Below are 24,370 nucleotides of genomic sequence, written 5' to 3' on the forward strand. Positions count from 1 at the left end.
ATAAACCTGTTACTTTGGAGGATATGTTTATGTCTTATGATAAAGTATCACAGGCCAAATCAATTATTATTGGTACGAAGCAAACAGTGAAAGCTCTAAAGCGAGGTTCAGTAAAGGAAGTAGTCGTTGCAAAGGACGCAGATCCGATACTTACGTCAAGTGTTGTTTCACTTGCGGAAGATCAAGGTATCTCTGTCTTAATGGTTGAATCCATGAAAAAGCTCGGCAAAGCCTGCGGAATTGAGGTAGGAGCAGCCGCTGTTGCCATTATTTTATAACGTACTTTTGTTTTTGCGTAAGATTCCATCTTGTGTAAAGACATTGTTTTTTGCCTTTTGATGAACCACCTGGGTATGTGGGTTATAAAACGTAATGAAGGGAGGAAAAAATCATGCCTACAATTAATCAGCTAATTCGCAAAGGACGCGTGAGTAAAGTAGAAAACTCAAAGTCTCCTGCACTTAACAAAGGATACAACAGCTTTAAAAAAGAGCACACTAACGTATCTTCTCCACAAAAACGCGGGGTATGTACTCGTGTTGGTACAATGACACCGAAAAAACCGAACTCAGCACTTCGTAAATATGCTCGTGTTCGTTTGACTAACGGAATCGAGGTTACTGCTTACATTCCTGGTATCGGTCACAACCTGCAAGAGCACAGTGTTGTACTTATCCGCGGTGGACGTGTAAAAGACTTACCAGGGGTACGTTACCACATCGTTCGTGGTGCGCTTGATACTGCTGGAGTTGAAAACCGTGCACAAGGCCGTTCTAAATACGGTACGAAAAAACCTAAAGCAAAATAATAAACGAAAATACGCATAATTGATGAAGGGAGGATATTCAGATGCCACGTAAAGGTCCTGTAGCAAAAAGAGACGTTTTACCTGATCCGATTTACAACTCTAAGCTTGTATCTCGTCTAATCAACAAAATGATGATCGATGGTAAAAAAGGTAAGTCTCAAACAATCCTATACAAGTCATTCGATATCATTAAAGAACGTACTGGCAATGATGCAATGGAGGTTTTCGAACAAGCATTGAAAAACATCATGCCTGTACTTGAAGTAAAAGCACGCCGTGTAGGTGGTGCGAACTACCAAGTTCCTGTAGAAGTTCGTCCTGAACGTCGTACGACTCTTGGACTTCGCTGGTTAGTAAACTACGCTCGTCTTCGTGGAGAAAAAACGATGGAAGAGCGTTTAGCTAACGAAATCCTTGACGCAGCTAACAACACTGGTGCTGCTGTTAAGAAACGTGAAGATACTCATAAGATGGCTGAAGCAAACAAAGCATTTGCTCACTATCGTTGGTAGGATTTATATACTAAAAAACACAATTTCCCAATAAGGAAGGAGAAATTACCCAATGGCAAGAGAGTTCTCCTTAGACAAAACTCGTAATATCGGGATCATGGCTCACATTGATGCCGGTAAAACGACTACTACAGAACGTATCTTGTTCTATACTGGTCGTATCCATAAAATTGGTGAAACTCATGAAGGAGCTTCACAAATGGACTGGATGGAACAGGAACAAGAACGTGGTATCACAATCACTTCCGCTGCGACAACTGCACAGTGGAAAGGATACCGCGTAAACATCATCGATACTCCAGGACACGTAGACTTCACAGTTGAAGTTGAACGTTCTCTTCGTGTACTTGATGGTGCTGTTGCTGTACTTGACGCGCAATCAGGCGTTGAGCCTCAAACAGAAACTGTTTGGCGTCAGGCAACAACTTACGGAGTACCGCGTATCGTTTTTGTTAACAAAATGGACAAAATCGGTGCAGACTTCCTTTACTCTGTAGGAACTTTAAGAGATCGTCTTCAAGCAAACGCTCATGCAATTCAATTGCCGATCGGTGCTGAAGATAATTTCGAAGGTATCATCGACCTTGTAGAAAACGTTGCGTATTTCTACGAAGATGACCTCGGAACTCGTTCTGATGCAAAAGAAATCCCTGAAGAGTATAAAGAGCAAGCTGAAGAGCTTCGCAACAGCCTTATTGAAGCTGTATGTGAGCTTGATGAAGAGCTTATGGATAAATACCTTGAGGGTGAAGAAATCACAATTGACGAGTTAAAAGCAGGTATCCGTAAAGGTACATTAAATGTTGAATTCTACCCTGTTCTTGTTGGTTCTGCTTTCAAAAACAAAGGTGTTCAACTCGTACTTGATGCTGTTCTTGACTACCTTCCTGCACCAACTGACGTTGCTGCAATCAAAGGTACACGTCCTGATACAAATGAAGAGATTGAGCGTCATTCTTCTGATGAAGAGCCATTCTCTGCATTAGCATTTAAAGTTATGACTGACCCTTACGTTGGTAAGTTGACGTTCTTCCGTGTGTACTCTGGAACACTTGATTCCGGTTCATACGTGAAAAACTCTACTAAAGGCAAACGTGAGCGTGTTGGACGTATTCTTCAAATGCACGCTAACAGCCGTGAAGAAATCTCTACTGTATACGCAGGGGATATCGCAGCTGCTGTAGGTCTAAAAGATACAACTACTGGAGATACTCTATGTGATGAGAAGGATCTTGTTATCCTTGAGTCAATGGAATTCCCAGAACCAGTTATCGACGTTGCTATTGAGCCTAAATCAAAAGCTGACCAAGATAAAATGGGTATCGCTTTAGCGAAACTTGCTGAAGAAGATCCTACATTCCGTACTCAAACAAACCCAGAAACTGGCCAAACGATCATCTCTGGTATGGGTGAACTTCACCTTGATATCATTGTTGACCGTATGAAGCGCGAATTTAAAGTAGAAGCCAATGTTGGTGCTCCTCAAGTTGCGTACCGTGAAACATTCCGTACCGGTGCAAAAGTTGAAGGTAAATTCGTACGTCAGTCTGGTGGACGCGGTCAGTTCGGACACGTTTGGATCGAATTCGAACCAAACGAAGAAGGCGCGGGCTTTGAATTTGAAAATGCGATTGTTGGTGGGGTCGTTCCTCGTGAATACATCCCAGCTGTTCAAGCAGGTCTGGAAGATGCACTTGAAAATGGTGTACTAGCAGGCTTCCCGCTTATCGACATTAAAGCTAAACTTTTCGACGGTTCTTACCATGATGTTGACTCAAACGAAATGGCATTTAAAGTTGCTGCTTCTATGGCATTGAAAAATGCAGTCAGCAAATGTAACCCAGTTCTTCTTGAACCAATCATGAAAGTAGAAGTGGTTATTCCAGAAGAATACATGGGAGATATCATGGGTGATATCACTTCACGTCGCGGACGCGTAGAAGGTATGGAAGCACGCGGTAACGCTCAAGTTGTTCGTGCTATGGTTCCTCTTGCTGAAATGTTCGGTTACGCTACTGCACTTCGTTCTAATACGCAAGGTCGCGGTACGTTCACTATGTTCATGGATCACTACGAAGAAGTGCCGAAGAGCGTTTCTGAAGAAATTATCAAAAAAAATAAAGGCGAATAATTGATTTTGCCGCTTAACTCAAGTATAACTACTATTGTAAGATGAGGAAGTGAAAGCTTTCTTTCACTTCCTATCACTCTATACATTACTAATTAAAAGCTCTTAAGGAGGATTTTAGAATGGCTAAAGAAAAATTCGACCGTTCCAAATCACATGCCAATATTGGTACAATTGGACACGTTGACCATGGTAAAACAACTTTAACTGCTGCTATCACAACAGTACTTCATAAGAAATCTGGTAAAGGTACAGCTATGGCGTACGATCAAATTGATGGTGCTCCAGAAGAACGTGAGCGCGGTATCACAATCTCTACTGCACACGTTGAGTACGAAACTGAAACTCGTCACTATGCACACGTTGACTGCCCAGGACACGCTGACTATGTTAAAAACATGATCACTGGTGCTGCGCAAATGGACGGAGCTATCCTTGTAGTATCTGCTGCTGATGGCCCAATGCCACAAACTCGTGAGCACATCCTTCTTTCTAAAAACGTTGGTGTACCATACATCGTTGTATTCTTAAACAAATGCGACATGGTAGACGACGAAGAGCTTCTTGAACTAGTTGAAATGGAAGTTCGCGATCTTCTTAGCGAATACGACTTCCCTGGTGATGATGTACCAGTAATCAAAGGTTCTGCTCTTAAAGCTCTTGAAGGTGACGCTGAGTACGAAGCTAAAATCTTCGAACTTATGGATGCGGTTGATGAGTACATCCCAACTCCAGAACGTGACACTGAAAAACCATTCATGATGCCGGTTGAGGACGTATTCTCAATCACTGGTCGTGGTACAGTAGCGACTGGCCGTGTAGAACGCGGACAAGTTAAAGTCGGTGACGAAGTTGAAATCATCGGTCTACAAGAAGAGAACAAGAAAACAACTGTTACAGGTGTTGAAATGTTCCGTAAGCTTCTTGATTATGCTGAAGCTGGTGACAACATTGGTGCCCTTCTTCGTGGTGTATCTCGTGAAGAAATCCAACGTGGTCAAGTACTTGCTAAACCAGGTACAATCACTCCACACAGCAAATTCAAAGCTGAAGTTTACGTTCTTTCTAAAGAAGAGGGTGGACGTCACACTCCATTCTTCTCTAACTACCGTCCTCAGTTCTACTTCCGTACAACTGACGTAACTGGTATCATCCATCTTCCAGAAGGCGTAGAAATGGTTATGCCTGGAGATAACACTGAAATGAACGTTGAACTTATCTCTACAATCGCTATCGAAGAAGGAACTCGTTTCTCTATTCGTGAAGGCGGACGTACTGTTGGTTCAGGCGTTGTTTCTACAATCACTGAGTAATAGTATGATTTTAAACGAGACCCCTGCGGGTCTCGTTTTTTGTTTGCTTTTCTTTTTCTTGTATAATAGGATCTATCATATTCGAGGGGCTACTATCTATGATTCCTGAAAAGAGATCAATCGCAATCATGAAAGAACTGAGCATTGGGAATACAAAGCAAATGCTGATGATTAATGGAGCTGATGTTGAAAATCCATTGCTGCTTTTTTTACATGGCGGGCCGGGAACGCCGCAAATCGGATACATTAGACATTATCAAAAAGAGCTGGAACGGTATTTCACTGTAGTTCATTGGGATCAGAGAGGATCAGGGCTTTCATATTCTAAACGAATTTCCCAACACTCCATGACAATAAATCACTTCATTAAAGATACAATCCATGTCACTCAATGGCTCTTAGCTCACTTTTCAAAAACAAAACTATATCTGGCCGGTCATTCTTGGGGGTCAATGCTGGCGCTTCATGTAGTGCAGCAGCGCCCGGACTTGTTTTACGCTTATTATGGAATCAGTCAGGTTGTCAGTCCTCACGATGAAGAATCAACTGCTTATCGACATATTCGTAAAACTTCTGAAGCAAAGAAAGCCAGCATATTATCTTTGCTCACACGTTTCATTGGGGCTCCGCCTTGGAAGCAGGATATCCAGCATCTTATCTATCGATTTTGCGTTGAGGTAAGCAGAGGAGGATTCACTCGCCTGCATCGACATTCTCTTGCTGTTTTATTTCAAATGCTTACTGGTAATGAGTATGGTGTGCGAAACATTCATAGCGTCCTCAATGGACTGCGCTTCAGCAAAAAACATTTAACAGATGAGTTGTACAGGTTTAATGCATTTAGATCTGTTCCTTCTATTAAAGTACCGTGTGTTTTCATTTCAGGGAAACATGACTTAATTGTTCCAACTGAAATATCGAAACAGTATTATCAAGAACTCGTGGCGCCCGAAAAGCGCTGGGTTCAATTTGAGAATTCAGCTCATACCCCGCATATTGAGGAGCCGTCATTATTCGCTAGTACACTAAGTCGTCATGCACGGTACCATTTATGATAGGTCCTTGATAAATAAGAAAAACCCCTGTATAATATAAAAAGTGTGCAAACCATGCATATTTTAAATAAGTCTTGCAACATACGCCTATTTTCTGTATAATGGTGTATGTTGGTCTTTGACTGCGATGAAGTGAGAGGTTGCTGACACACCCGGCCGCTTTGCCATGGCAAGGTGTTCAGGTTTTTCTCACGGAGAACTGTCTAACGTGATGTAGGCGAAAAGGAGGGAAAATAATGGCAAAACAAAAAATTCGTATTCGTTTGAAAGCATATGATCATAGAATCCTTGATCAATCTGCAGAGAAGATTGTTGAAACGGCAAAACGTTCTGGTGCCAGCGTATCTGGTCCGATTCCGTTGCCAACTGAAAAATCAGTTTACACAATCCTTCGTGCGGTGCACAAATACAAAGATTCTCGTGAGCAATTTGAAATGCGTACACATAAACGTTTAATCGACATTGTGAACCCAACACCACAAACTGTTGATGCTCTTATGCGATTAGACTTACCATCTGGTGTCGATATCGAAATTAAACTTTAATTCTAAAATATAGAATGATCTTAATAGGAGGTGTGACGAATGACCAAAGGAATCTTAGGAAGAAAAATTGGTATGACGCAAGTATTCGCTGAGAACGGTGATCTTATTCCGGTAACTGTTATCGAGGCTGCTCCAAACGTTGTTCTTCAAAAGAAAACAGCTGAAAACGACGGTTACGAAGCAATCCAGCTTGGTTTTGACGACAAGCGTGAAAAGCTTTCTAACAAACCTGAAAAAGGGCACGTTGCAAAAGCGGAAACTGCTCCTAAGCGCTTCGTTAAAGAATTACGCGGAGTGGAAATGGATGCGTATGAAGTTGGTCAGGAAGTCAAGGTTGAAATTTTCTCTGCTGGAGAAATCGTAGATGTAACAGGAGTATCTAAAGGTAAAGGTTTCCAAGGTGCGATCAAGCGCCACGGACAATCTCGCGGACCTATGTCTCACGGTTCACGCTACCACCGTCGTCCTGGTTCAATGGGACCTGTAGATCCTAACCGTGTATTCAAAGGTAAATTATTACCTGGACGTATGGGCGGAGAGCAAATCACTGTTCAAAACCTTGAAATCGTAAAAGTTGATGCAGAACGCAATCTTCTTTTGATCAAAGGTAACGTACCTGGTGCGAAGAAAACTTTAATCACTGTTAAAAGTGCTGTTAAATCTAAATAACTCTCTTAGGAAAGGAGGAAATTGATCATGCCAAAAGTAGCATTATACAACCAAAACGGTTCTACTGCTGGTGACATCGAATTAAATGCTTCTGTATTTGGTATCGAACCAAATGAGAGTGTTGTATTCGACGCTATTCTTATGCAAAGAGCTTCCTTACGTCAAGGAACTCACAAAGTAAAAAATCGTTCTGAAGTACGCGGCGGAGGTCGTAAACCATGGCGTCAAAAAGGTACTGGACGTGCCCGTCAAGGTTCAATCCGTTCACCGCAATGGCGCGGAGGTGGTGTCGTATTCGGCCCAACACCACGCAGCTATTCTTATAAATTACCTAAAAAAGTTCGCCGCTTGGCAATCAAATCAGTATTGTCTTCTAAAGTGAACGACAACAACATCATCGTTCTTGAAGATCTTACTCTTGATACGGCTAAAACAAAAGAAATGGCAGCTATCCTTAAAGGATTATCTGTTGAGAAAAAAGCTTTAATCGTAACTGCGGATGCAAACGAAGCAGTAGCTTTATCTGCTCGTAACATTCCTGGAGTTACTGTTGTTGAAGCTAACGGAATCAACGTTTTAGACGTTGTCAACCACGAGAAGCTTCTGATTACAAAAGCAGCGGTTGAAAAAGTAGAGGAGGTGCTTGCATAATGAAAGATCCTCGTGATGTTCTAAAGCGCCCCGTCATTACTGAACGTTCTGCTGATTTAATGACTGAAAAGAAATATACTTTTGAAGTTGATGTAAGAGCTAACAAAACAGAAGTGAAAGACGCGGTTGAAAGCATCTTTGGAGTGAAAGTTGACAAAGTCAACATCATGAACTACAAAGGTAAATCAAAACGTGTTGGACGCTACACTGGTATGACTAGCCGTCGCAGAAAAGCGATCGTAAAACTTACTGCAGACAGCAAAGAAATCGAAATTTTTGAAGCTTAATTATCTGTAAAAAGAAGGAGGGAAATTCAAAATGGCGATTAAAAAGTATAAACCGACCTCTAATGGACGTCGTGGCATGACAACTTCAGATTTTGCTGAAATCACGACTGACAAGCCGGAAAAATCCTTGCTTGCTCCCCTTCACAAAAAAGGCGGACGTAACAACCAAGGTAAATTGACTGTACGTCACCAAGGTGGCGGACATAAACGCCAATACCGTGTTATCGACTTCAAACGCGATAAAGATGGTATACCTGGACGCGTTGCTACAGTTGAATACGATCCAAACCGTTCAGCTAACATCGCTCTAATCAACTATGCAGACGGAGAAAAACGTTACATTCTTGCTCCTAAAGGAATTCAAGTGGGTACTGAAATCATGTCAGGTCCTGAAGCTGACATTAAAGTAGGTAATGCACTTCCACTTATCAACATCCCTGTTGGTACAGTTGTGCATAACATTGAATTAAAACCTGGTAAAGGCGGACAGCTTGTACGTTCAGCTGGTACATCTGCTCAGGTTCTTGGTAAAGAAGGTAAATACGTTCTTGTACGTCTTAACTCTGGTGAAGTTCGCATGATCCTTTCTGCTTGCCGTGCTTCTATCGGTCAAGTAGGTAACGAACAGCACGAACTTATCAACATTGGTAAAGCTGGACGTTCTCGCTGGAAAGGCATCCGTCCTACAGTTCGTGGTTCTGTAATGAACCCTAACGATCACCCACACGGTGGTGGTGAAGGACGTGCGCCAATCGGACGTAAATCACCAATGTCTCCATGGGGTAAACCAACTCTTGGATTCAAGACTCGTAAGAAAAAGAACAAATCCGATAAATTTATCGTACGTCGTCGTAAAAATAAATAACGGGGTTGTCTACGGTTCTTTTCGGACCGTAGTGCAATCACGAAGGGAGGTTCCAAAATGGCTCGCAGCTTAAAAAAAGGACCATTTGTCGATGGACACTTGATGACTAAAATCGAGAAATTAAATGAAACAGACAAGAAACAAGTCGTAAAAACTTGGTCTCGTCGTTCTACTATTTTCCCACAGTTTATTGGTCACACAATCGCAGTCTATGACGGACGTAAACACGTGCCTGTATTCATCTCTGAAGATATGGTAGGGCACAAGTTGGGTGAATTCGCTCCAACTCGTACGTACAAAGGTCATGCTAGTGATGACAAAAAAACAAGACGCTAAGAGAGGAGGCTTTTAAATGCAAGCTAAAGCTGTTGCAAGAACAGTCCGTATTGCTCCTCGTAAAGCACGTCTAGTAATGGACCTGATTCGAGGCAAGCAAGTAGGTGAGGCAGTATCAATCTTGAACCTTACACCAAGAGCTGCTTCTCCAATTATCGAGAAAGTATTAAAATCCGCTATTGCAAATGCTGAGCATAACTATGAAATGGACGTTAACAACCTGGTTATTTCTCAAGCATTCGTTGACGAAGGCCCTACGTTAAAAAGATTCCGCCCACGTGCTATGGGACGTGCGAGCCAAATCAACAAACGTACGAGCCACATTACAATCGTTGTATCAGAAAAGAAGGAGGGATAAGTAGTGGGTCAAAAGGTAAATCCAGTCGGTCTTCGTATCGGAGTCATTCGTGATTGGGAATCTAAGTGGTACGCTGGTAAAGATTACGCTGACTTCCTGCACGAAGATTTAAAAATTCGTGAATACATTAGCAAACGCCTTTCTGACGCTTCTGTTTCTAAAGTGGAAATCGAGCGTGCAGCAAATCGCGTTAACATTACGATCCACACAGCTAAGCCTGGTATGGTTATCGGTAAAGGCGGTTCTGAAGTCGAAGCACTTCGCAAAGCCCTTAACAGCCTTACTGGCAAGCGTGTACACATTAACATTCTTGAAATCAAAAGAGCAGATCTTGATGCACAGCTAGTTGCTGACAACATCGCTCGTCAATTAGAAAACCGTGTTTCTTTCCGCCGTGCGCAGAAACAACAAATCCAACGTACTATGCGTGCTGGAGCACAAGGTGTGAAAACAATGGTTTCTGGTCGTCTTGGCGGTGCAGATATCGCTCGTTCTGAATACTACAGTGAAGGAACTGTTCCATTGCACACATTACGTGCGGACATTGACTATGCAACATCTGAAGCTGACACTACTTACGGTAAGCTTGGTGTGAAAGTCTGGATCTATCGTGGAGAGGTTCTTCCTACTAAGAAGAAAACTGAGGAAGGAGGAAAATAATATGTTATTACCAAAACGCGTTAAATATCGCAGAGAGCATCGCGGAAAAATGCGTGGCCGTGCGAAAGGCGGTACTGAAGTACATTTCGGTGAATTCGGTATCCAAGCTCTTGAAGCTTCTTGGATCACTAACCGTCAAATCGAAGCTGCACGTATTGCGATGACTCGTTACATGAAACGTGGCGGTAAAGTTTGGATCAAAATTTTCCCTTCTAAACCTTACACTGCTAAACCACTTGAGGTACGTATGGGATCCGGTAAAGGGGCTCCAGAAGGTTGGGTAGCTGTTGTAAAACCGGGCAAAGTTTTATTTGAGATTTCTGGTGTGTCTGAAGAGGTTGCTCGTGAAGCGCTTCGTCTTGCATCTCACAAATTGCCAATTAAAACGAAGTTCGTAAAACGTGAAGAAATTGGTGGTGAATCAAATGAAAGCTAATGAAATTCGTGACCTTACCACTGCTGAAATTGAACAAAAAGTAAAGTCTCTTAAAGAAGAACTTTTCAATCTTCGCTTTCAATTAGCGACAGGACAACTTGAAAATACTGCTCGCATTCGTGAAGTGCGCAAAGCTATCGCGCGCATGAAAACTGTGATTCGTGAAAGAGAAATTGCTGCTAATAAATAATCACTGAGGGGAGGTCGTGAGCATGAGCGAACGTAACCAACGCAAGGTTTACCAAGGCCGTGTTGTTTCTGACAAAATGGATAAAACCATCACTGTTGTTGTTGAGACATACAAAAAACATACACTTTACGGTAAACGCGTAAAATACTCAAAAAAATTCAAAGCACATGATGAAAATAATCAAGCTAAAATCGGTGACATCGTTAAGATTATGGAAACTCGTCCATTGTCTGCAACTAAGCGTTTCCGTCTAGTTGAAGTTGTCGAAGAAGCTGTTATTATCTAATAAAGTTCGGAATTCTTTTTCCGAAGGGAGGTAACAAATAATGATTCAACAAGAGACTCGTTTAAAAGTAGCTGACAACTCTGGCGCACGTGAAGTACTTACTATTAAAGTTCTTGGTGGTTCTGGACGTAAAACAGCTAACATTGGTGATGTAATTGTTTGCACGGTTAAACAAGCAACACCAGGAGGCGTTGTCAAAAAAGGTGAAGTCGTAAAAGCTGTTATCGTTCGCACTAAAAGCGGAGCGCGCAGAAGTGATGGTTCATACATCAGCTTCGATGAGAATGCATGTGTTATCATCCGTGACGACAAGAGCCCACGCGGAACTCGTATCTTCGGACCAGTTGCTCGTGAATTGCGTGAAAACAACTTTATGAAAATTGTTTCTCTAGCTCCAGAAGTTATCTAATGAAATAAATGCCTTACTCAAGGAGGTGCGATCAGGATGCATGTAAAAAAAGGCGATAAAGTTATGGTTATCTCTGGTAAAGATAAAGGCAAACAAGGAACAATCCTTGCTGCTTTCCCTAAAAAGGACCGCGTTTTAGTTGAAGGTGTTAACATGGTAAAGAAACACTCTAAACCAACTCAAGCTAACCCTCAAGGCGGTATTTCTAATCAAGAGGCGCCAATTCATGTATCAAACGTTATGCCGCTCGATCCTAAAACAGGTGAAGTGACTCGCGTAGGATACAAAGTGGAAGATGGCAAAAAAGTTCGTGTTGCAAAAAAATCTGGGCAAGTTCTAGATAAATAGTATTAAAAGGAAGGGAGGTCTATCTCATGAACCGCCTTAAAGAAAAGTACAATAAAGAAATTGCACCTGCTTTAATGACTAAGTTCAACTATGATTCAGTCATGCAAGTGCCTAAAATCGAAAAAATCGTAATCAACATGGGTGTTGGTGACGCTGTTCAAAACGCAAAAGCAATCGACAGTGCTGTTGAAGAATTAACGTTTATCGCAGGTCAAAAACCTGTCGTTACTCGTGCGAAGAAATCAATTGCTGGATTCCGTCTTCGTGAGGGAATGCCTATCGGTGCGAAAGTAACTCTTCGCGGAGAGCGCATGTATGATTTCCTTGATAAACTTATTTCTGTATCTTTACCGCGTGTACGTGACTTCCGCGGGGTTTCTAAAAAATCTTTCGACGGTCGCGGTAACTACACACTTGGTATCAAAGAACAGTTAATCTTCCCTGAAATTGACTACGATAAAGTAACAAAGGTTCGAGGAATGGACATCGTTATCGTAACAACTGCTAATACTGACGAAGAAGCTCGTGAGCTATTAACTCAAGTAGGTATGCCGTTCCAGAAATAATCAATGAAAGGGAGGCGAAATCGTGGCTAAAAAGTCTATGATTGCGAAACAACAACGTACACCAAAGTTTAAAGTACAAGAGTACACACGCTGTGAACGCTGCGGACGTCCGCATTCAGTCATTCGTAAATTTAAACTTTGCCGTATTTGTTTCCGTGAGCTTGCATATAAAGGACAAATTCCTGGCGTGAAAAAAGCCAGCTGGTAATCCCCAAGAAAGGGAAGGAGGTAATTATATAATGGTTATGACAGATCCAATTGCAGATATGCTAACTCGTATTCGCAATGCAAACATGGTACGTCATGAGAAGCTTGAAATTCCTGCTTCTAAATTGAAAAGAGAAATTGCTGAAATTTTAAAGCGTGAAGGTTTCATTCGTGACGTTGAGTTCGTAGAAGACAGCAAACAAGGTATCATCCGCGTTTTCTTGAAATACGGACAAAACAACGAGCGCGTTATCACTGGTCTTAAAAGAATCAGCAAGCCTGGTTTGCGTGTTTATGCTAAATCTAATGAAGTACCTCGCGTACTTAACGGTCTTGGAATCGCGATTATTTCTACATCACAAGGTGTTTTAACGGACAAAGAAGCCCGTGCAAAACAAGCTGGTGGAGAAGTTCTAGCATACGTTTGGTAAGAAGTTTATCATGAATGGAGGTGTTTGGTATGTCTCGTGTAGGTAAGAAGCTACTTGAGATTCCTTCTGATGTTACAGTAACGTTAAATGATAACAACACTGTAGCTGTGAAAGGACCAAAAGGAGAATTAACTCGTACGTTTCACCCTGATATGGAGATTAAAGTAGAGGACAATGTGCTTACAGTCGTTCGTCCTTCTGATCAAAAAGAGCACCGTGCCCTGCATGGTACGACTCGTAGTCTGCTTGGCAACATGGTTGAGGGTGTATCTAAAGGATTTGAAAGAGGTTTGGAATTAGTCGGTGTCGGTTACCGTGCTTCTAAATCCGGAAATAAACTTGTTTTAAACGTTGGATACTCTCATCCTGTTGAGATCGTTCCTGAAGAAGGCATCGAAATCGAAGTTCCTTCTCAAACTAAAGTAGTTGTAAAAGGTACAGACAAAGAACGTGTAGGAGCTATTGCTGCTAACATCCGTGCTGTACGTTCTCCAGAGCCTTACAAAGGTAAAGGAATCCGCTACGAAGGTGAAGTTGTTCGCCGTAAAGAAGGTAAATCTGCTAAGTAAGATCGCTTAAAGTGAAGAAAGGAGTGACCTAGATGATTACGAAAACTAGCAAAAATGCTGCTCGTCTTAAAAGACACGCTCGTGTTCGCGCTAAACTTTCCGGTACTGCTGAAAGACCGCGTCTGAACGTTTTCCGTTCTAACAAGCACATTTACGCTCAAATCATCGATGATGTAAATGGTGTAACACTTGCTAGTGCATCTACTCTCGATAAAGACTTGAACGTTGAAAGCACTGGAGATACTTCTGCTGCTACTAAAGTTGGAGAATTAGTTGCAAAACGCGCTGCTGAAAAAGGCATTTCTGACGTAGTATTTGACCGTGGCGGATACTTATACCATGGACGTGTAAAAGCTTTAGCTGATGCCGCTCGTGAAGCTGGACTTAAATTTTAATAAAAGAAGGAGGGACACATGATTATGCGTCGTATTGACCCAAGCAAATTAGAGTTAGAAGAACGCTTAGTTACGGTTAACCGCGTAGCGAAAGTTGTTAAAGGTGGTCGTCGTTTCCGCTTCGCAGCTCTAGTCGTTGTCGGTGACAAAAACGGACACGTAGGATTCGGTACTGGTAAAGCACAAGAAGTACCAGAAGCGATCCGCAAAGCTGTTGAAGATGCGAAAAAGAATTTGATTGAAGTACCAATGGTTGGAACTACAATTCCACACGAAATCATCGGACGTTTCGGTGCAGGTAACATCTTGTTAAAACCTGCTTCTGAAGGTACTGGAGTTATCGCTGGAGGCCCTGTACGTGCGGTACTTGAGCTAGCTGGTGTAGCTGATATCCTTTCTAAGTCTTTAGGTTCTAACACACCGATCAACATGATTCGTGCAACACTTCAAGGTTTAAGTGAACTTAAACGTGCTGAAGACGTTGCGAAGCTTCGTGGAAAATCTGTAGAAGAACTGTTAGGATAAGGAGGGAACATTAATGGCTAAATTAGAAATTACCCTCAAACGAAGTGTAATCGGTCGCCCGGAAGACCAACGCGTTACTGTAAGAACACTTGGTTTAAAGAAAACAAACCAAACTGTTGTTCATGAAGACAACGCTGCGATCCGTGGCATGATTAATAAAGTATCTCATTTAGTTTCTGTTAAAGAACAATAAAAATATTTGATCGGATAAGGAGGTGTCCTAATGAAACTTCATGAATTAAAACCTTCAGAAGGTTCACGCAAAACGCGTAATCGCGTAGGTCGTGGTATTGGTTCTGGTAACGGTAAAACAGCTGGTAAAGGTCACAAAGGTCAAAACGCTCGTTCTGGCGGCGGTGTACGCCCTGGATTCGAGGGGGGACAAATGCCTTTATTCCAACGTCTTCCTAAACGCGGTTTCACTAACATCAACCGCAAGGAATACACTGTAGTCAACCTAGACAAATTGAACGGTTTTGCAGAAGGAACGGAAGTCACTCCTGAACTTCTTCTTGAGACTGGTGTTATTAGCAAACTTAATGCAGGAGTAAAGATTCTTGGCAACGGTAAATTAGAGAAAAAATTAACTGTAAAAGCCAATAAATTCTCTGCTTCTGCGAAAGAAGCTGTTGAAGCTGCTGGCGGTACAGCTGAGGTGATCTAACTTGTTTAAAACAATCTCCAACTTTATGCGTGTGAGTGATATCAGGAATAAAATCATATTCACTTTACTCATGCTTATCGTCTTTCGCATAGGTGCGTTTATTCCTGTGCCTTATGTTAACGCTGAAGTGTTACAGGCACAGTCTCAAATGGGTGTTTTTGATCTCCTTAATACATTTGGCGGCGGTGCGCTTTACCAATTTTCCATTTTTGCAATGGGAATTACTCCTTATATCACGGCTTCGATCATCATTCAGCTGCTTCAGATGGATGTTGTACCGAAGTTTACCGAGTGGTCTAAGCAAGGTGAAGTTGGCCGCCGTAAATTAGCTCAGTTCACAAGGTACTTTACGATTGTGCTTGGGTTCATCCAGGCGTTAGGTATGTCATATGGATTCAACAATCTGGCAAACGGTATGCTGATCGAAAAATCCGGTGTATCGACATATCTTATTATTGCTTTAGTGCTCACTGGCGGAACTGCCTTTTTAATGTGGCTTGGGGAACAAATTACGTCTCATGGAGTAGGCAACGGAATATCGATCATTATCTTCGCGGGGATTGTGTCTAGTATTCCAAAAACAATTGGGCAAATATATGAGACTCAATTTGTCGGCAGCAACGATCAGTTGTTTATTCATATTGTGACAATCGCACTTCTTGTGATTGCGATTTTAGCAGTTATTGTTGGAGTTATTTTCATTCAGCAAGCCGTACGGAAAATTGCGATTCAATATGCTAAAGGCACAGGTCGTTCACCTGCTGGCGGAGGTCAGTCTACACACCTTCCATTGAAAGTGAATCCTGCAGGGGTTATTCCGGTAATCTTTGCGGTTGCGTTTTTGATAACGCCGCGGACGATCGCGTCATTCTTTGGAACAAACGATGTGACAAAGTGGATTCAAAACAACTTTGATAATACGCATCCGGTGGGTATGGCGATATATGTTGCGTTGATTATTGCCTTTACGTACTTTTATGCTTTTGTGCAGGTAAACCCTGAACAAATGGCTGATAACCTTAAAAAACAGGGTGGCTATATCCCGGGGGTTCGTCCAGGGAAAATGACTCAAGATAGAATTACGAGCATTTTGTATCGACTTACGTTTGTGGGTTCTATATTCTTAGCCGTGATTTCCATTCTTCCTATCTTTTTCATTCAATTCGCTGGATTGCCTCAAAGTGCACAAATTGGCGGAACATCTTTGTTAATTGTTGTCGGGGTAGCCTTGGAGACAATGAAACAACTAGAAAGCCAGTTGGTGAAACGAAACTACCGTGGATTTATGAAAAACTAGAGGAAATGGATTTATCCATTCCCTCTTAATAAAGAGAGGACGGGGGAAATCCGAATGAACTTAGTCTTAATGGGGCTTCCTGGTGCCGGCAAAGGCACACAGGGCGAACGAATTGTTGAGGATTATGGGATTCCTCATATCTCAACAGGAGATATGTTCCGTGCTGCTATGAAAGAAGAAACACCACTCGGACTCGAAGCAAAATCCTATATTGATAAGGGAGAGCTCGTACCTGACGAAGTCACAATCGGAATTGTAAAAGAAAGACTTGGCAAAGATGATTGTGAAAGAGGTTTTCTTCTGGACGGATTTCCGCGAACAGTCGCTCAAGCCGAAGCTCTTGAAGAAATTCTTGAGGAATACGGCAAGCCGATTGATTATGTCATTAACATTGAAGTCGACAAAGACGCTCTTATGGAACGTCTGACTGGACGCAGAATTTGCAGTGTTTGCGGCACAACCTATCATTTAGTTTTTAATCCGCCGAAAACGCCGGGTATTTGTGATAAAGACGGAGGCGAACTCTATCAACGGGCAGATGATAATGAGGAAACCGTCTCTAAACGGCTTGAGGTAAACATGAAGCAAACTCAGCCTTTACTGGATTTCTATTCAGAGAAAGGTTATCTTGCAAACGTGAATGGCCAACAGGACATTCAAGATGTTTATGCAGATGTGAAGGATCTTCTTGGAGGATTAAAAAAATGATTATCTGTAAAACCCCACGTGAACTTGGTATCATGCGGGAAGCAGGGCGAATCGTGGCTTTAACTCATGAAGAGTTAAAAAAGCACATTAAACCAGGAATCTCGACAAAAGAATTGGATCAAATTGCCGAACGTTTTATTAAGAAGCAGGGTGCAATCCCATCTTTTAAGGGGTATAATGGGTTTCGCGGGAGCATTTGCGTATCAGTTAATGAAGAACTCGTTCATGGCATTCCTGGCAGCAGGGTGCTGAAGGACGGTGACATCATCAGTATTGATATCGGTGCTAAATTAAATGGTTATCATGGTGACTCTGCATGGACATATCCGGTAGGAAACATCAGCGATGATGACAAAAAACTTCTGGAAGTGACAGAGGAGTCTTTATATAAAGGCTTGCAGGAAGCAAAACCAGGTGAACGTTTGTCGAATATTTCCCACGCAATACAAACGTATGTCGAAAATGAGCAGTTTTCAGTTGTTAGGGAGTATGTCGGACATGGTGTTGGTCAAGACTTGCATGAGGACCCGCAAATTCCTCATTACGGTCCGCCCAACAAAGGACCACGGCTCAAACCTGGCATGGTTCTCGCTATTGAGCCTATGGTGAACGCTGGCAGCCGCTACGTGAAAACATTGGCTGATAACTGGACGGTTGTAACGGTAGATGGGAAAAAGTGTGCTCATTTTGAACATACGATTGCGATTACGGAAACGGGTTTTGATATACTGACGAGAGTCTAGATGATGAAAATAATTCCGAAGACAGATGTTTTTTCGGCTTGATAGGGCAGAAAGCTTGGATGAACATTGGCAGGACTGAATTCATCTTGCCGCTTGTCATTGGAATTTTGACCATCATCAATGTACTAACAGCAGACGGAGAAAAGCGTACATTTCATTCTCCTAAGAAAAAGAATATCAATCATGTAACCCTTTATGATTGCGTATCTCCGGAAGTTCAGAACAGTATAAACGAAACAGGGCGTGTGACAAACTTCTTTTGAAATTTGTCAGAAAGCAAGTTACTGATTTGATGAAGGGAGAACACTTGAATGGCGAAAGACGATGTAATTGAAGTGGAAGGTACTATAGTCGAAACACTGCCAAACGCGATGTTCAAAGTTGAACTTGAAAATGGCCACACTGTTTTGGCTCATGTATCTGGTAAAATCCGCATGCACTTCATTCGCATTTTACCTGGAGACAAAGTTACGGTAGAATTATCTCCATATGACTTAACTCGTGGCAGGATTACGTACCGTTACAAATAAAGCACTCCGGAAACTGAAGGAGGTTGGAAACACATGAAAGTGAGACCATCAGTTAAACCAATCTGCGAAAAATGTAAAGTTATTCGCAGAAAAGGAAAAGTAATGGTGATCTGTGAAAATCCAAAGCATAAACAAAAACAAGGATAATTTATAAGGAGGTGCCCAGAGAATGGCTCGTATTGCTGGTGTAGATATCCCACGTGACAAACGTGTTGTTATTTCTTTAACATACATCTTCGGAATTGGCCGCACAACGGCTCAGCAAGTTTTAAAAGAAGCTGGAGTTTCAGAAGATACTCGTGTGCGCGATCTTACTGAAGAAGAACTTGGTAAAATCCGTGATATTATTGATAAACTGAAAGTAGAAGGTGACCTTCGCCGTGAAGTTTCTCTTAATATCAAACGTCTGATCGAAATCGGAAGCTACCGCGGAATCCGTCATCGCAGAGGATTACCTGTTCGCGGACAAAACTCTAAAAACAACGCGCGTACTCGTAAAGGTCCGCGTCGTACTGTAGCTAACAAGAAAAAATAAGTAAGGGAGGTTCTTAAACAATGGCTGCTGCTCGTAAATCTAACACGCGTAAACGTCGCGTGAAAAAGAATATTGAGTCTGGTATTGCTCATATTCGTTCAACTTTCAATAACACGATCGTTACGATCACTGACACTCATGGTAATGCTATTTCTTGGTCTAGTGCCGGAGCTTTAGGATTCAGAGGTTCTCGTAAATCTACTCCTTTCGCTGCGCAAATGGCTGCAGAAACAGCTGCTAAAGGTTCAATCGAACATGGTCTTAAAACTCTAGAGGTTACTGTTAAAGGACCTGGTTCAGGCCGTGAAGCTGCAATCCGTGCACTTCAAGCTGCTGGACTAGAAGTCACTGCTATCAGAGACGTAACTCCTGTTCCTCATAACGGATGCCGTCCACCAAAACGTCGCCGCGTGTAATTTGTTTGTATAGATTTTGTGTCCCTGTCAATAATGGGTTATGATACAGTTATTTATGAAACGAATGCACCGACTCGTTGCCTGAGCACATACGGGACTAAACAATGGGGAATTTCGGATGGAATCTCATATGATTCTATTCGAGGTTTCGACGTTTTGAAGGAGGGTTTTAAGTAATGATCGAGATTGAAAAACCAAAAATCGAAACGGTTGAAATCAGCGACGATGCCAAATTTGGTAAGTTTGTCGTAGAGCCACTTGAGCGTGGATATGGTACAACTCTGGGTAACTCCTTACGTCGTATCCTCTTATCCTCACTCCCTGGTGCCGCTGTAACATCAATCCAGATAGATGGTGTACTGCACGAATTCTCGACAATTGAAGGCGTTGTGGAAGATGTTACAACGATTATCTTACACATTAAAAAGCTTGCATTGAAAATCTACTCTGATGAAGAGAAGACGCTAGAAATTGATGTACAAGGTGAAGGAACTGTAACGGCAGCTGATATTACACACGATAGTGATGTAGAGATCTTAAATCCTGATCTTCATATCGCGACTCTTGGTGAGAATGCGAGTTTCCGAGTTCGCCTTACTGCTCAAAGAGGACGTGGGTATACGCCTGCTGACGCAAACAAGAGAGACGATCAGCCAATCGGCGTGATTCCGATCGATTCTATCTATACGCCAGTTTCTCGTGTATCTTATCAGGTAGAGAACACTCGTGTAGGCCAAGTTGCAAACTATGATAAACTTACACTTGATGTTTGGACTGATGGAAGCACTGGACCGAAAGAAGCAATTGCGCTTGGTTCAAAGATTTTAACTGAACACCTTAATATATTCGTTGGTTTAACTGACGAAGCTCAACATGCTGAAATAATGGTTGAAAAAGAAGAAGATCAAAAAGAGAAAGTTCTTGAAATGACAATTGAAGAATTGGATCTTTCTGTTCGTTCTTACAACTGCTTAAAGCGTGCGGGTATTAACACGGTTCAAGAGCTTGCGAACAAGACGGAAGAAGATATGATGAAAGTTCGGAATCTAGGACGCAAATCACTTGAAGAAGTGAAAGCGAAACTAGAAGAACTTGGACTCGGACTTCGCAAAGACGATTGACTAGTTTCCCTTGTGAACTAGGATTTTCGTGTGTTTATTATTCAGAAACAGCATTCCAATAAAGGAGGGGACATCACATGTCATACAGAAAACTAGGACGTACGAGTGCACAGCGTAAAGCTATGCTTCGTGATCTTACAACTGATTTGATCATCAACGAAAGAATCGAAACAACTGAAACACGTGCGAAAGAACTTCGCTCTGTAGTTGAAAAAATGATCACGCTTGGCAAACGCGGTGATCTTCACGCTCGCCGTCAAGCTGCTGCATACATCCGCAACGAGGTTGCAAACGAAGAAAATAACCAAGATGCACTTCAAAAATTATTCTCTGACATTGCAACTCGTTACGAGGAGCGCCAAGGCGGATACACACGTATTATGAAGCTTGGTCCTCGCCGTGGTGACGGAGCACCAATGGCAATTATCGAATTGGTTTAATCACATATTTTTGTGTGTCTAAAGAAGGGCGGGACAGTTTCTAACTGGATCTATGCCCTTTTTTTAGATACTGCAACTTTTTATATAGAGAAAAGCAGAGCATTAGCTGAGAGGAGGCCGGTTTTCCATGAATCAGAATCAGTTGATATCGGTAGAGGATATCGTATTTCGATATCGGAAGGACGCAGAAAGACGAGCACTAGACGGCGTCTCCCTGCAGGTGTATGAGGGTGAATGGCTTGCAATTGTAGGTCATAACGGTTCAGGGAAATCAACACTGGCACGGGCATTGAATGGTTTAATTCTTCCTGAATCAGGCGACATTGAGGTTGCCGGGATTCAATTGACAGAGGAATCAGTTTGGGAAGTGCGTAAGAAGATAGGTATGGTCTTTCAAAATCCGGATAACCAATTTGTCGGAACGACTGTTCGCGATGATGTGGCTTTTGGTTTAGAAAACAATGGTGTACCGCGGGAAGAAATGATTGAGAGGGTAGACTGGGCAGTAAAACAGGTAAATATGCAAGATTTTCTCGATCAAGAGCCGCACCATCTCTCCGGAGGCCAAAAGCAGAGAGTTGCGATTGCGGGAGTTATTGCCGCACGTCCTGATATTATTATCTTAGATGAAGCAACATCCATGCTTGATCCGATCGGGCGAGAAGAAGTGCTTGAAACGGTAAGACATTTAAAAGAACAGGGAATGGCGACTGTCATATCCATTACACATGATCTGAATGAGGCAGCAAAAGCAGACAGGATCATTGTCATGAATGGCGGTAAAAAATATGCTGAAGGGCCGCCTGAAGAGATTTTTAAATTGAATAAAGAACTTGTTCAAATCGGGCTTGATTTACCCTTCTCATTCCAGCTTAGCCAGCTTTTAAGAGAAAATGGACTGGCTTTGGAAGAAAACCATTTGACTCAGGAAGGGCTGGTGAAAGAGCTATGGACATTACAATCAAAGATGTAGAGCATCGCTATCAGATGAAGACGCCGTTCGAGCGCCTGGCACTGTATGATATCAATGCATCGATTAAAGAAGGAAGCTACGTAGCCGTTATCGGGCATACAGGCTCTGGCAAGTCCACTCTTCTTCAGCACTTAAATGGTCTCCTGAAGCCGACGAAGGGACAGCTATCACTAGGCAGCACTGTCATTCAGGCAGGGAAAAAGAATAAAGAGCTGAAAAAACTTCGTAAAAAAGTCGGAATCGTTTTCCAATTTCCTGAGCATCAATTATTCGAAGAAACAGTTCTTAAAGATATATCGTTCGGACCGATGAACTTTGGGGTTAAAAAAGAGGATGCTGAACAAAAAGCGAGGGAGATGCTGAAGCTTGTAGGTTTATCAGTAGAGCTTCTGGACAGATCCCCTTTTGAATTAAGCGGCGGACAAATGCGCAGAGTTGCAATTGCAGGCGTACTTGCAATGGATCCTGAGGTGCTTGTTCTGGATGAACCGACTGCAGGATTGGACCCAAGAGGGCGAAAAGAGATTATGGACATGTTTTATGAGCTTCATCAACGTGGGAACCTGACGACGATCCTTGTGACACACAGCATGGAGGATGCAGCTGCATACGCTGATGAAATGATTGTTATGCATAAAGGAACGATACAAGCATCAGGCAGTCCGCGTGAACTGTTTTTAAAGGGTGAAGAGATGGCTGGCTGGGGGCTGGATCTTCCTGAAACGATAAAATTTCAAAGACATCTTGAAGCTGCACTGGGTGTGAAATTTAATGAGCCTATGCTCACAATAGAAGATGCCGCAGCTGAAATCCGTGCTCTTTTTCAGGGGGAGAAGACCTTATGATGGACAGCATGATTATCGGCAAGTATGTACCTGGCTCCTCACTTGTGCATCGGCTTGACCCCAGAACAAAGCTTATTACGATCTTTTTATTTGTCTGCATCGTATTCTTAGCCAATAATGTGCAGACATATGCGCTGCTTGGTTTATTTACAGTTGGCGTCGTTTCTTTAACAAGAGTTCCTTTCTCTTTTTTAATGAAAGGGCTGAAGCCTATCATCTGGATTGTCCTCTTTACGTTCCTTCTTCACATTTTTATGACACATGAAGGACCGGTTATCTTTCAAATAGGTTTTTTCAAAGTTTATGAGGGCGGACTGGTTCAGGGGATATTCATTTCCCTTAGATTCGTCTATCTGATTTTAATCACAACCTTATTAACGCTTACGACAACACCGATTGAGATTACCGATGGAATGGAGCAGTTGCTGAATCCATTGAAAAAATTAAAGCTTCCTGTCCACGAGCTGGCTCTAATGATGTCCATTTCTTTGCGATTTATTCCGACACTGATGGAGGAAACAGATAAGATCATGAAGGCTCAGATGGCGCGAGGCGTTGATTTTACAAGCGGACCTGTTAAAGATAGGGTAAAGGCTATTGTTCCGCTTCTTGTCCCCCTTTTCGTCAGTGCTTTTAAACGTGCTGAAGAGCTTGCGGTGGCAATGGAAGCAAGAGGCTATCAGGGCGGAGAAGGACGTACGAAATATAGAAAGCTTGTATGGACAGGAAAAGACACTTCTGTCATTGCCAGCTTGATGGTATTAGCTGCTTTGTTATTCTTCTTAAGGGCTTAGAGGTGCTGTATGAGACTGAAATGCACGATTTCTTATGACGGACATTTATTTAACGGTTATCAGGTTCAGCCGGGCAAAAGAACGGTTCAGGATGAACTGGAGAAGGCTTTGGCTGTCCTGCATAAGTCAAAAGAAAGAATTCCTGTCGTTTCGTCTGGAAGAACAGACAGCGGGGTTCACGCAGCCGGACAGGTGATTCATTTTGACACTCCGCTGGCTATCCCGGCGGAAAGATGGCCTTATGCCTTAAATGCACTGCTTCCGGACGATATCGCAGTCAAACAGGCAGAAATTGCGGATGATGGGTTCCATGCACGATTTAGCGCAGTCAAAAAAGAATATCGCTATTTTGTATACACGGAGAAACACCCGGACGTATTTAAACGGCATTACGCTTACCATTTTTCATATCGCCTTAATGTGCAGGACATGAGAGAAGCGGCAAAGCATCTTATAGGGACACATGATTTTACGAGCTTTTGCGCGGCTAAAACAGAAGTGCAGGACAAGGTAAGAACGATTTACGAGCTTGATTGGACTGAGACGGATAACGGCCTGCAAATGCGGATCACAGGCAGCGGTTTCTTATATAATATGGTCAGAATTATTGTCGGTACTTTGCTTGATGCAGGTATTGGAAAAATTTCTCCTGATGATGTGAAATCCATGCTGGAAGCGAAGGATCGCGAAGCGGCAGGGCGCACAGCACCGGGGCACGGGCTATATTTATGGAACGTTTACTATGACAACTAAAC

41 protein-coding genes are annotated in these 24,370 nt (G+C 42.5%); all 41 read left to right on the forward strand.

Going from position 1 to position 24,370, the window contains the following annotated elements:
* Positions 1–29: 29 nt before the first annotated feature.
* The 41 genes from BFW96_RS20180 (at position 30) to truA (ending at position 24,368) form a co-directional block, all read left to right on the forward strand.
* Complete coding sequence (locus BFW96_RS20180; RefSeq protein WP_003242012.1) at positions 30–278, forward strand: 50S ribosomal protein L7ae-like protein; 249 nt, start codon at positions 30–32, stop codon at positions 276–278.
* A gap of 113 nt (positions 279–391) precedes the next feature.
* A complete protein-coding gene (gene rpsL, locus BFW96_RS20185; protein ID WP_003225781.1) occupies positions 392–808 on the forward strand; it encodes a 30S ribosomal protein S12 in 417 nt (138 codons plus the stop codon).
* A gap of 41 nt (positions 809–849) precedes the next feature.
* The gene (gene rpsG / locus BFW96_RS20190) at positions 850–1,320 is read left to right on the forward strand and encodes a 30S ribosomal protein S7 (protein ID WP_003225784.1); all 471 of its coding nucleotides are present in this window, start codon (positions 850–852) and stop codon (positions 1,318–1,320) included.
* Between the two features lie 52 nt (positions 1,321–1,372).
* On the forward strand, positions 1,373–3,451 hold the full coding sequence (gene fusA, locus BFW96_RS20195) for an elongation factor G (RefSeq protein WP_014662529.1): 2,079 nt from the start codon (positions 1,373–1,375) through the stop codon (positions 3,449–3,451).
* A gap of 119 nt (positions 3,452–3,570) precedes the next feature.
* Positions 3,571–4,761: an elongation factor Tu gene (gene tuf, locus BFW96_RS20200; RefSeq protein WP_003242008.1), complete on the forward strand. Its 1,191-nt coding sequence runs from the start codon at positions 3,571–3,573 to the stop codon at positions 4,759–4,761.
* Positions 4,762–4,859: 98 nt separating this feature from the next.
* Positions 4,860–5,816: an alpha/beta fold hydrolase gene (locus BFW96_RS20205; protein WP_069840418.1), complete on the forward strand. Its 957-nt coding sequence runs from the start codon at positions 4,860–4,862 to the stop codon at positions 5,814–5,816.
* 236 nt (positions 5,817–6,052) lie between these two features.
* Positions 6,053–6,361 (forward strand): 30S ribosomal protein S10, encoded by a 309-nt coding sequence (gene rpsJ, locus BFW96_RS20210; RefSeq protein ID WP_003156464.1) that lies wholly within the window; start codon positions 6,053–6,055, stop codon positions 6,359–6,361.
* Positions 6,362–6,400: 39 nt separating this feature from the next.
* Positions 6,401–7,030, forward strand: coding sequence for a 50S ribosomal protein L3 (gene rplC / locus BFW96_RS20215; protein WP_014662531.1), 630 nt, complete (start codon positions 6,401–6,403; stop codon positions 7,028–7,030).
* 27 nt (positions 7,031–7,057) lie between these two features.
* Positions 7,058–7,681: a 50S ribosomal protein L4 gene (rplD, locus tag BFW96_RS20220; protein WP_003225792.1), complete on the forward strand. Its 624-nt coding sequence runs from the start codon at positions 7,058–7,060 to the stop codon at positions 7,679–7,681.
* A complete protein-coding gene (rplW, locus tag BFW96_RS20225) occupies positions 7,681–7,968 on the forward strand; it encodes a 50S ribosomal protein L23 (protein WP_003156467.1) in 288 nt (95 codons plus the stop codon). The genes rplD and rplW overlap by 1 nt, the downstream gene beginning before the upstream one ends.
* A 31-nt stretch (positions 7,969–7,999) precedes the next feature.
* Positions 8,000–8,833 (forward strand): 50S ribosomal protein L2, encoded by an 834-nt coding sequence (rplB, locus tag BFW96_RS20230; protein WP_003225795.1) that lies wholly within the window; start codon positions 8,000–8,002, stop codon positions 8,831–8,833.
* Between the two features lie 57 nt (positions 8,834–8,890).
* Entirely contained in the window at positions 8,891–9,169 is a 279-nt protein-coding gene (gene rpsS, locus BFW96_RS20235) for a 30S ribosomal protein S19 (RefSeq protein WP_003156472.1), read from the forward strand.
* Between the two features lie 16 nt (positions 9,170–9,185).
* Positions 9,186–9,527 (forward strand): 50S ribosomal protein L22, encoded by a 342-nt coding sequence (rplV, locus tag BFW96_RS20240; protein WP_014662532.1) that lies wholly within the window; start codon positions 9,186–9,188, stop codon positions 9,525–9,527.
* Positions 9,528–9,530: 3 nt separating this feature from the next.
* Positions 9,531–10,187, forward strand: coding sequence for a 30S ribosomal protein S3 (gene rpsC, locus BFW96_RS20245; protein WP_003242001.1), 657 nt, complete (start codon positions 9,531–9,533; stop codon positions 10,185–10,187).
* A 1-nt stretch (position 10,188) separates the two neighbouring features.
* Positions 10,189–10,623, forward strand: a complete 435-nt coding sequence (gene rplP / locus BFW96_RS20250; protein WP_003225801.1) for a 50S ribosomal protein L16 — start codon at positions 10,189–10,191, stop codon at positions 10,621–10,623.
* Positions 10,613–10,813: a 50S ribosomal protein L29 gene (gene rpmC / locus BFW96_RS20255; protein WP_003156482.1), complete on the forward strand. Its 201-nt coding sequence runs from the start codon at positions 10,613–10,615 to the stop codon at positions 10,811–10,813. The genes rplP and rpmC overlap by 11 nt, the downstream gene beginning before the upstream one ends.
* 22 nt (positions 10,814–10,835) lie before the next feature.
* Positions 10,836–11,099 (forward strand): 30S ribosomal protein S17, encoded by a 264-nt coding sequence (gene rpsQ, locus BFW96_RS20260; RefSeq protein WP_003225804.1) that lies wholly within the window; start codon positions 10,836–10,838, stop codon positions 11,097–11,099.
* A gap of 40 nt (positions 11,100–11,139) precedes the next feature.
* On the forward strand, positions 11,140–11,508 hold the full coding sequence (gene rplN, locus BFW96_RS20265) for a 50S ribosomal protein L14 (protein ID WP_003225805.1): 369 nt from the start codon (positions 11,140–11,142) through the stop codon (positions 11,506–11,508).
* Between the two features lie 36 nt (positions 11,509–11,544).
* Positions 11,545–11,856 carry a 50S ribosomal protein L24 gene (rplX, locus tag BFW96_RS20270; RefSeq protein ID WP_003156486.1) on the forward strand — a complete coding sequence of 104 codons (312 nt, stop codon included), beginning with the start codon at positions 11,545–11,547 and terminating at the stop codon, positions 11,854–11,856.
* Positions 11,857–11,882: 26 nt separating this feature from the next.
* Positions 11,883–12,422: a 50S ribosomal protein L5 gene (gene rplE / locus BFW96_RS20275; RefSeq protein ID WP_003225809.1), complete on the forward strand. Its 540-nt coding sequence runs from the start codon at positions 11,883–11,885 to the stop codon at positions 12,420–12,422.
* A 22-nt stretch (positions 12,423–12,444) separates the two neighbouring features.
* The gene (gene rpsN, locus BFW96_RS20280) at positions 12,445–12,630 is read left to right on the forward strand and encodes a 30S ribosomal protein S14 (RefSeq protein ID WP_003156488.1); all 186 of its coding nucleotides are present in this window, start codon (positions 12,445–12,447) and stop codon (positions 12,628–12,630) included.
* Between the two features lie 31 nt (positions 12,631–12,661).
* The gene (gene rpsH / locus BFW96_RS20285) at positions 12,662–13,060 is read left to right on the forward strand and encodes a 30S ribosomal protein S8 (protein WP_003241998.1); all 399 of its coding nucleotides are present in this window, start codon (positions 12,662–12,664) and stop codon (positions 13,058–13,060) included.
* 29 nt (positions 13,061–13,089) lie between these two features.
* Complete coding sequence (gene rplF / locus BFW96_RS20290) at positions 13,090–13,629, forward strand: 50S ribosomal protein L6 (protein ID WP_014662533.1); 540 nt, start codon at positions 13,090–13,092, stop codon at positions 13,627–13,629.
* Positions 13,630–13,661: 32 nt separating this feature from the next.
* Entirely contained in the window at positions 13,662–14,024 is a 363-nt protein-coding gene (gene rplR / locus BFW96_RS20295) for a 50S ribosomal protein L18 (protein WP_003225816.1), read from the forward strand.
* Between the two features lie 24 nt (positions 14,025–14,048).
* Entirely contained in the window at positions 14,049–14,549 is a 501-nt protein-coding gene (gene rpsE, locus BFW96_RS20300) for a 30S ribosomal protein S5 (RefSeq protein ID WP_003328273.1), read from the forward strand.
* Positions 14,550–14,562: 13 nt separating this feature from the next.
* Positions 14,563–14,742, forward strand: a complete 180-nt coding sequence (gene rpmD / locus BFW96_RS20305; RefSeq protein WP_003156497.1) for a 50S ribosomal protein L30 — start codon at positions 14,563–14,565, stop codon at positions 14,740–14,742.
* 30 nt (positions 14,743–14,772) lie between these two features.
* Positions 14,773–15,213: a 50S ribosomal protein L15 gene (gene rplO / locus BFW96_RS20310; RefSeq protein ID WP_014662534.1), complete on the forward strand. Its 441-nt coding sequence runs from the start codon at positions 14,773–14,775 to the stop codon at positions 15,211–15,213.
* A 1-nt stretch (position 15,214) separates the two neighbouring features.
* On the forward strand, positions 15,215–16,510 hold the full coding sequence (secY, locus tag BFW96_RS20315) for a preprotein translocase subunit SecY (protein ID WP_014662535.1): 1,296 nt from the start codon (positions 15,215–15,217) through the stop codon (positions 16,508–16,510).
* A gap of 54 nt (positions 16,511–16,564) precedes the next feature.
* Complete coding sequence (locus tag BFW96_RS20320; RefSeq protein ID WP_003241987.1) at positions 16,565–17,218, forward strand: adenylate kinase; 654 nt, start codon at positions 16,565–16,567, stop codon at positions 17,216–17,218.
* Positions 17,215–17,961: a type I methionyl aminopeptidase gene (gene map, locus BFW96_RS20325; protein ID WP_003225828.1), complete on the forward strand. Its 747-nt coding sequence runs from the start codon at positions 17,215–17,217 to the stop codon at positions 17,959–17,961. Before BFW96_RS20320 ends, map begins: the two co-directional genes overlap by 4 nt.
* 59 nt (positions 17,962–18,020) lie before the next feature.
* On the forward strand, positions 18,021–18,224 hold the full coding sequence (locus BFW96_RS20330; RefSeq protein WP_014662537.1) for a KOW domain-containing RNA-binding protein: 204 nt from the start codon (positions 18,021–18,023) through the stop codon (positions 18,222–18,224).
* Between the two features lie 48 nt (positions 18,225–18,272).
* Positions 18,273–18,491, forward strand: a complete 219-nt coding sequence (infA, locus tag BFW96_RS20335; protein ID WP_003156508.1) for a translation initiation factor IF-1 — start codon at positions 18,273–18,275, stop codon at positions 18,489–18,491.
* Between the two features lie 33 nt (positions 18,492–18,524).
* Positions 18,525–18,638 (forward strand): 50S ribosomal protein L36, encoded by a 114-nt coding sequence (gene rpmJ / locus BFW96_RS20340; protein WP_003156543.1) that lies wholly within the window; start codon positions 18,525–18,527, stop codon positions 18,636–18,638.
* A 22-nt stretch (positions 18,639–18,660) separates the two neighbouring features.
* Positions 18,661–19,026 carry a 30S ribosomal protein S13 gene (gene rpsM / locus BFW96_RS20345; RefSeq protein ID WP_003235095.1) on the forward strand — a complete coding sequence of 122 codons (366 nt, stop codon included), beginning with the start codon at positions 18,661–18,663 and terminating at the stop codon, positions 19,024–19,026.
* 20 nt (positions 19,027–19,046) lie between these two features.
* A complete protein-coding gene (gene rpsK / locus BFW96_RS20350; protein WP_009966385.1) occupies positions 19,047–19,442 on the forward strand; it encodes a 30S ribosomal protein S11 in 396 nt (131 codons plus the stop codon).
* Between the two features lie 176 nt (positions 19,443–19,618).
* Positions 19,619–20,563, forward strand: coding sequence for a DNA-directed RNA polymerase subunit alpha (locus tag BFW96_RS20355; RefSeq protein ID WP_003225835.1), 945 nt, complete (start codon positions 19,619–19,621; stop codon positions 20,561–20,563).
* 77 nt (positions 20,564–20,640) lie between these two features.
* Positions 20,641–21,003 carry a 50S ribosomal protein L17 gene (gene rplQ, locus BFW96_RS20360; RefSeq protein WP_003225836.1) on the forward strand — a complete coding sequence of 121 codons (363 nt, stop codon included), beginning with the start codon at positions 20,641–20,643 and terminating at the stop codon, positions 21,001–21,003.
* A 127-nt stretch (positions 21,004–21,130) separates the two neighbouring features.
* Positions 21,131–21,976 carry an energy-coupling factor ABC transporter ATP-binding protein gene (locus tag BFW96_RS20365; RefSeq protein ID WP_014662538.1) on the forward strand — a complete coding sequence of 282 codons (846 nt, stop codon included), beginning with the start codon at positions 21,131–21,133 and terminating at the stop codon, positions 21,974–21,976.
* Positions 21,952–22,821, forward strand: a complete 870-nt coding sequence (locus BFW96_RS20370) for an energy-coupling factor ABC transporter ATP-binding protein (protein ID WP_069840419.1) — start codon at positions 21,952–21,954, stop codon at positions 22,819–22,821. Before BFW96_RS20365 ends, BFW96_RS20370 begins: the two co-directional genes overlap by 25 nt.
* Positions 22,818–23,615, forward strand: coding sequence for an energy-coupling factor transporter transmembrane component T family protein (locus BFW96_RS20375; RefSeq protein ID WP_069148833.1), 798 nt, complete (start codon positions 22,818–22,820; stop codon positions 23,613–23,615). The genes BFW96_RS20370 and BFW96_RS20375 overlap by 4 nt, the downstream gene beginning before the upstream one ends.
* A 9-nt stretch (positions 23,616–23,624) precedes the next feature.
* Positions 23,625–24,368, forward strand: coding sequence for a tRNA pseudouridine(38-40) synthase TruA (gene truA, locus BFW96_RS20380; protein WP_069840420.1), 744 nt, complete (start codon positions 23,625–23,627; stop codon positions 24,366–24,368).
* Positions 24,369–24,370 lie beyond the last annotated feature (2 nt).

The organism is Bacillus sp. F56 (assembly GCF_001748205.1).
Taxonomy (GTDB): domain Bacteria; phylum Bacillota; class Bacilli; order Bacillales; family Bacillaceae; genus Bacillus; species Bacillus stercoris.

Bases quoted from the DNA above. Each gene is read 5' to 3' on its own strand.
- BFW96_RS20180 (WP_003242012.1), top strand. From the start codon at position 30: ATGTCTTATGATAAAGTATCACAGGCCAAATCAATTATTATTGGTACG.
- rpsL (WP_003225781.1), top strand. From the start codon at position 392: ATGCCTACAATTAATCAGCTAATTCGCAAAGGACGCGTGAGTAAAGTA.
- rpsG (WP_003225784.1), top strand. From the start codon at position 850: ATGCCACGTAAAGGTCCTGTAGCAAAAAGAGACGTTTTACCTGATCCG.
- fusA (WP_014662529.1), top strand. From the start codon at position 1,373: ATGGCAAGAGAGTTCTCCTTAGACAAAACTCGTAATATCGGGATCATG.
- tuf (WP_003242008.1), top strand. From the start codon at position 3,571: ATGGCTAAAGAAAAATTCGACCGTTCCAAATCACATGCCAATATTGGT.
- BFW96_RS20205 (WP_069840418.1), top strand. From the start codon at position 4,860: ATGATTCCTGAAAAGAGATCAATCGCAATCATGAAAGAACTGAGCATT.
- rpsJ (WP_003156464.1), top strand. From the start codon at position 6,053: ATGGCAAAACAAAAAATTCGTATTCGTTTGAAAGCATATGATCATAGA.
- rplC (WP_014662531.1), top strand. From the start codon at position 6,401: ATGACCAAAGGAATCTTAGGAAGAAAAATTGGTATGACGCAAGTATTC.
- rplD (WP_003225792.1), top strand. From the start codon at position 7,058: ATGCCAAAAGTAGCATTATACAACCAAAACGGTTCTACTGCTGGTGAC.
- rplW (WP_003156467.1), top strand. From the start codon at position 7,681: ATGAAAGATCCTCGTGATGTTCTAAAGCGCCCCGTCATTACTGAACGT.
- rplB (WP_003225795.1), top strand. From the start codon at position 8,000: ATGGCGATTAAAAAGTATAAACCGACCTCTAATGGACGTCGTGGCATG.
- rpsS (WP_003156472.1), top strand. From the start codon at position 8,891: ATGGCTCGCAGCTTAAAAAAAGGACCATTTGTCGATGGACACTTGATG.
- rplV (WP_014662532.1), top strand. From the start codon at position 9,186: ATGCAAGCTAAAGCTGTTGCAAGAACAGTCCGTATTGCTCCTCGTAAA.
- rplP (WP_003225801.1), top strand. From the start codon at position 10,189: ATGTTATTACCAAAACGCGTTAAATATCGCAGAGAGCATCGCGGAAAA.
- rpmC (WP_003156482.1), top strand. From the start codon at position 10,613: ATGAAAGCTAATGAAATTCGTGACCTTACCACTGCTGAAATTGAACAA.
- rpsQ (WP_003225804.1), top strand. From the start codon at position 10,836: ATGAGCGAACGTAACCAACGCAAGGTTTACCAAGGCCGTGTTGTTTCT.
- rplN (WP_003225805.1), top strand. From the start codon at position 11,140: ATGATTCAACAAGAGACTCGTTTAAAAGTAGCTGACAACTCTGGCGCA.
- rplX (WP_003156486.1), top strand. From the start codon at position 11,545: ATGCATGTAAAAAAAGGCGATAAAGTTATGGTTATCTCTGGTAAAGAT.
- rplE (WP_003225809.1), top strand. From the start codon at position 11,883: ATGAACCGCCTTAAAGAAAAGTACAATAAAGAAATTGCACCTGCTTTA.
- rpsH (WP_003241998.1), top strand. From the start codon at position 12,662: ATGGTTATGACAGATCCAATTGCAGATATGCTAACTCGTATTCGCAAT.
- rplF (WP_014662533.1), top strand. From the start codon at position 13,090: ATGTCTCGTGTAGGTAAGAAGCTACTTGAGATTCCTTCTGATGTTACA.
- rplR (WP_003225816.1), top strand. From the start codon at position 13,662: ATGATTACGAAAACTAGCAAAAATGCTGCTCGTCTTAAAAGACACGCT.
- rpsE (WP_003328273.1), top strand. From the start codon at position 14,049: ATGCGTCGTATTGACCCAAGCAAATTAGAGTTAGAAGAACGCTTAGTT.
- rpmD (WP_003156497.1), top strand. From the start codon at position 14,563: ATGGCTAAATTAGAAATTACCCTCAAACGAAGTGTAATCGGTCGCCCG.
- rplO (WP_014662534.1), top strand. From the start codon at position 14,773: ATGAAACTTCATGAATTAAAACCTTCAGAAGGTTCACGCAAAACGCGT.
- BFW96_RS20320 (WP_003241987.1), top strand. From the start codon at position 16,565: ATGAACTTAGTCTTAATGGGGCTTCCTGGTGCCGGCAAAGGCACACAG.
- map (WP_003225828.1), top strand. From the start codon at position 17,215: ATGATTATCTGTAAAACCCCACGTGAACTTGGTATCATGCGGGAAGCA.
- BFW96_RS20330 (WP_014662537.1), top strand. From the start codon at position 18,021: ATGAACATTGGCAGGACTGAATTCATCTTGCCGCTTGTCATTGGAATT.
- infA (WP_003156508.1), top strand. From the start codon at position 18,273: ATGGCGAAAGACGATGTAATTGAAGTGGAAGGTACTATAGTCGAAACA.
- rpmJ (WP_003156543.1), top strand. From the start codon at position 18,525: ATGAAAGTGAGACCATCAGTTAAACCAATCTGCGAAAAATGTAAAGTT.
- rpsM (WP_003235095.1), top strand. From the start codon at position 18,661: ATGGCTCGTATTGCTGGTGTAGATATCCCACGTGACAAACGTGTTGTT.
- rpsK (WP_009966385.1), top strand. From the start codon at position 19,047: ATGGCTGCTGCTCGTAAATCTAACACGCGTAAACGTCGCGTGAAAAAG.
- BFW96_RS20355 (WP_003225835.1), top strand. From the start codon at position 19,619: ATGATCGAGATTGAAAAACCAAAAATCGAAACGGTTGAAATCAGCGAC.
- rplQ (WP_003225836.1), top strand. From the start codon at position 20,641: ATGTCATACAGAAAACTAGGACGTACGAGTGCACAGCGTAAAGCTATG.
- BFW96_RS20365 (WP_014662538.1), top strand. From the start codon at position 21,131: ATGAATCAGAATCAGTTGATATCGGTAGAGGATATCGTATTTCGATAT.
- BFW96_RS20370 (WP_069840419.1), top strand. From the start codon at position 21,952: ATGGACATTACAATCAAAGATGTAGAGCATCGCTATCAGATGAAGACG.
- BFW96_RS20375 (WP_069148833.1), top strand. From the start codon at position 22,818: ATGATGGACAGCATGATTATCGGCAAGTATGTACCTGGCTCCTCACTT.
- truA (WP_069840420.1), top strand. From the start codon at position 23,625: ATGAGACTGAAATGCACGATTTCTTATGACGGACATTTATTTAACGGT.